This window comes from Pantoea sp. CTOTU50773 (assembly GCF_032082325.1).
Taxonomy (GTDB): domain Bacteria; phylum Pseudomonadota; class Gammaproteobacteria; order Enterobacterales; family Enterobacteriaceae; genus Pantoea; species Pantoea communis.
This window is the reverse complement of sequence record NZ_DAMDQC010000259.1, coordinates 1-3,070: the sequence shown is the minus strand read 5'-3', so window position 1 is coordinate 3,070 and position 3,070 is coordinate 1. Positions and strand designations below refer to the sequence as shown.

The 3,070-nt window shown below is 51.7% G+C and carries 4 protein-coding genes; 2 read left to right on the top strand and 2 right to left on the bottom strand.

Features of this window, described 5'->3' with window-relative positions; translation table 11 throughout:
- Positions 1–120: 120 nt before the first annotated feature.
- On the top strand, positions 121–636 hold the full coding sequence (gene luxS / locus RT340_RS22440; RefSeq protein ID WP_034822217.1) for an S-ribosylhomocysteine lyase: 516 nt from the start codon (positions 121–123) through the stop codon (positions 634–636).
- A 55-nt stretch (positions 637–691) separates the two neighbouring features.
- On the opposite strand, the gene RT340_RS22435 is transcribed toward luxS, so the two are convergent.
- Together RT340_RS22435 and RT340_RS22430 are read right to left on the bottom strand one after the other, a co-directional pair.
- On the bottom strand, positions 692–1,978 hold the full coding sequence (locus tag RT340_RS22435) for an HlyC/CorC family transporter (protein WP_045816444.1): 1,287 nt from the start codon (positions 1,976–1,978) through the stop codon (positions 692–694).
- A gap of 13 nt (positions 1,979–1,991) precedes the next feature.
- The gene (locus tag RT340_RS22430) at positions 1,992–2,786 is read right to left on the bottom strand and encodes an inner membrane protein YpjD (RefSeq protein ID WP_038645240.1); all 795 of its coding nucleotides are present in this window, start codon (positions 2,784–2,786) and stop codon (positions 1,992–1,994) included.
- A 166-nt stretch (positions 2,787–2,952) separates the two neighbouring features.
- Here RT340_RS22430 and RT340_RS22425 point away from each other — a divergent pair.
- The coding region (locus tag RT340_RS22425) for a signal recognition particle receptor subunit alpha (protein ID WP_313377852.1) at positions 2,953–3,070 on the top strand (118 nt) is incomplete at its 3' end.

The window sequence follows — 3,070 nt, the reverse complement described above, 5'->3', positions numbered from 1 at the left end:
AAATTAACATCTCTGTTGTCAGGGATGATGATAACAAATGCGCGTCTTTCATATATTCAGACGTTGGGCGAACGGAAAAGTTTCATCGTTTTAAAAAAATCTCAAAACAGGAGGTGACGTATGCCACTACTGGATAGTTTTACTGTTGATCACACCATCATGGGCGCACCCGCTGTGCGCGTTGCAAAAACCATGAATACTCCGCATGGCGATACCATCACCGTTTTTGACCTGCGTTTCTGCCGTCCGAATATCGATATTCTGACTGAGCGCGGCATCCATACGCTGGAGCACCTGTTCGCTGGCTTTATGCGTAATCACCTCAATGGTGATGGCGTGGAAATCGTTGATATCTCGCCAATGGGCTGCCGCACCGGCTTCTACATGAGCTTGATTGGTGAACCAGACGAGCAGCGTGTAGCGAAAGCGTGGAAAGGGGCGATGGAAGATGTTCTGAAAGTGAAAGAACAGAGCCAGATCCCGGAACTGAATGAATACCAGTGTGGTAGCTACAAGCTACACTCACTCGACGAAGCGCAGCAGATTGCGCGTAACGTGTTGGCGCATGAGATTGGCGTGAACCGTAACGAAGATCTGAAACTGCCGGCTGAGAAGCTGAAAGAGCTGCACATCTAGTGCCTGTCTGAGCAGAAATGAAAACGCCGCGATGTTCGCGGCGTTTTTTTTGGCTTCAGGAACCGATGGAGGATTTCAGCGGATGGTGCGGGGTAATGCGCACCTGCTTCACCATGTTGTCTTGCACGTCGAGGATATCCACATCGTACTTCCCGATTTTCACGCGTGTATCGACCAGCGGAATCTCTTCCAGCGCTTCCAGCAGCATGCCATTGATGGTGCGTGCTTCGTCTTCGGGTAACGTCCAGTTAAAGGCTTTATTGATTTCACGCACGTTGGCGCTGCCTTCAATCAGCACTGAGCCATCATTCTGCGGCATCACTTCTTCCGCCAGCGAAGGAGACATGGACGTCGTAAAATCGCCAACAATCTCTTCCAGAATGTCTTCAATGGTCACCAGCCCTTTGATGTCACCATATTCATCAACTACTAAGCCGACTTTCTTCTTATTACGCTGGAATTTCACCAGCTGGACATTCAGCGGTGTACCTTCCGGCACATAGTAAATTTCATCAGCGGCACGCAGCAGGCGATCTTTGTTGAACTCTTTCTTCTCGGTCATCATGCGCCAGGCTTCACGCACGCGCAGCATGCCAACCGAATCATCCAGCGAATCGCGGAACAGCACGATCCGGCCATGCGGGGAATTACTCAGTTGGCGAACAATCGATTTCCAGTCGTCGTTGACGTTAATGCCGACAATTTCATTGCGTGGCACCATGATGTCATCAACGCTGACCTTTTCCAGGTCCAGCACCGACAGCAGCATGTCCTGATTACGACGTGACATCAGTGAGCGGGACTCATAGACAATGGTACGCAACTCTTCCTTACTTAGGGCTGAACTGATGGAGCCTTCCGTTTTGATACCAACCATGCGCATCAGAATGCGGGTAATGGTGTTGAGCAGCCAGACCAAAGGCAGCATCACATACTGCAGCGGCGCCAGCAGCACACTGCTGGGATAGGCGACTTTTTCGGGGTAAAGCGCTGCAATGGTTTTCGGCAGCACTTCAGCAAACACCAGCACCACAAAGGTCAGGATCCCGGTGGCAATTGCCACACCCGCATCGCCGTAAAGACGCATACCGACAATGGTACCCAATGCGGAGGCCAGGATATTCACGAGGTTGTTGCCTATCAGCACCAGGCTGATTAAGCGATCAGGACGGCGTAAAAGTTTTTCGACACGACGAGCCGCGCGATTACCGCTTTTGGCTTTGTGGCGCAATTTATAACGATTGAGCGTCATCATGCCGGTCTCTGAACCGGAGAAGTACGCAGAGACCAGCACCATGATGACCAGCGTAACGATCAGCGTGGTGGTTGAAACATGTTCCAACGCAAAAATTCCTTTAGTGAGAAGTGAGCAGGTGCTGAAGCACGCGACTGCCGAAGTAGGCCATGGTCAGCAGCAGTGCACCACCGCAGTTAAACCAGACGACGCGGCGTCCGCGCCAGCCCTCATGATAGTGTCCCCAGAGCAGAACGATATAAACAAACCAGGCAAGAATGGACAGCACCGCTTTATCGACATTCTCCGCGCTAAACAGGTTATGCATGAAGAACAGACCGGTACACAGCACCAGCGTCAACAGCACTACACCAATTTGCGTGATATGAAACATCTTACGCTCAATACTCAGCAGCGGCGGCATATCCTGGGTGAAAGCCAGTTTCTTATTTTTTAACTGGTAATCAATCCATGCCAGCTGCAGCGCATACAGTGCCGCGATAATCAGCGTGGCGTAGGCAAACAGCGACAGGCCGATATGGATCATCATGCCCGGCGTGGTTTCGAGATGGGTAATAAAGGCATTCGGCACAAAGGTGGCGAAGGCGAGGTTAATCAAGGCAAAGCCGTAGACAATCGGCAGCAGTAACCAACCGCGATTGCGCGATGCAACGATGGTCATGATCGCGCAGATCAGCAAACTCACCAGCGAACCGATATTTAGCAGGCTAAGGTTTTGTCCGTTATCGACGGCAAAAATGCGTTGTTGCAGTGCAACCGCATGGGCGATCAACGCGACGCAAGCAGAAAGTACGGCAAAACGACGCCAGCCACCGTTGCGTTTCAGCAGGCTGGGGATGATCAATGCAAGACTGAGGGAGTAGGCGAACAGCGCCACGATCGCGAAAACGAACATAGATCCTTTCAGGTGTCGGTCAGATAAGGAAAAAACCAGTATAGCGCCAGCTGCATCAGGCTCCAAACGATCTGAAGGTCAATTGCAGAGATCGCTGTGGCTTCGTGCTATAATCCGCCGCATTGTGCCGCCCAGGCGGCCTCGCTACGGTCCTAAGTGAGAGAGCATGTTTGATAATTTAACCGATCGTTTGTCGCAATCCCTGCGCAACATCAGCGGCCGCGGAAGGCTGACCGAAGACAACATTAAAGACACCTTGCGTGAAGTGCGCATGGCATTGCTGG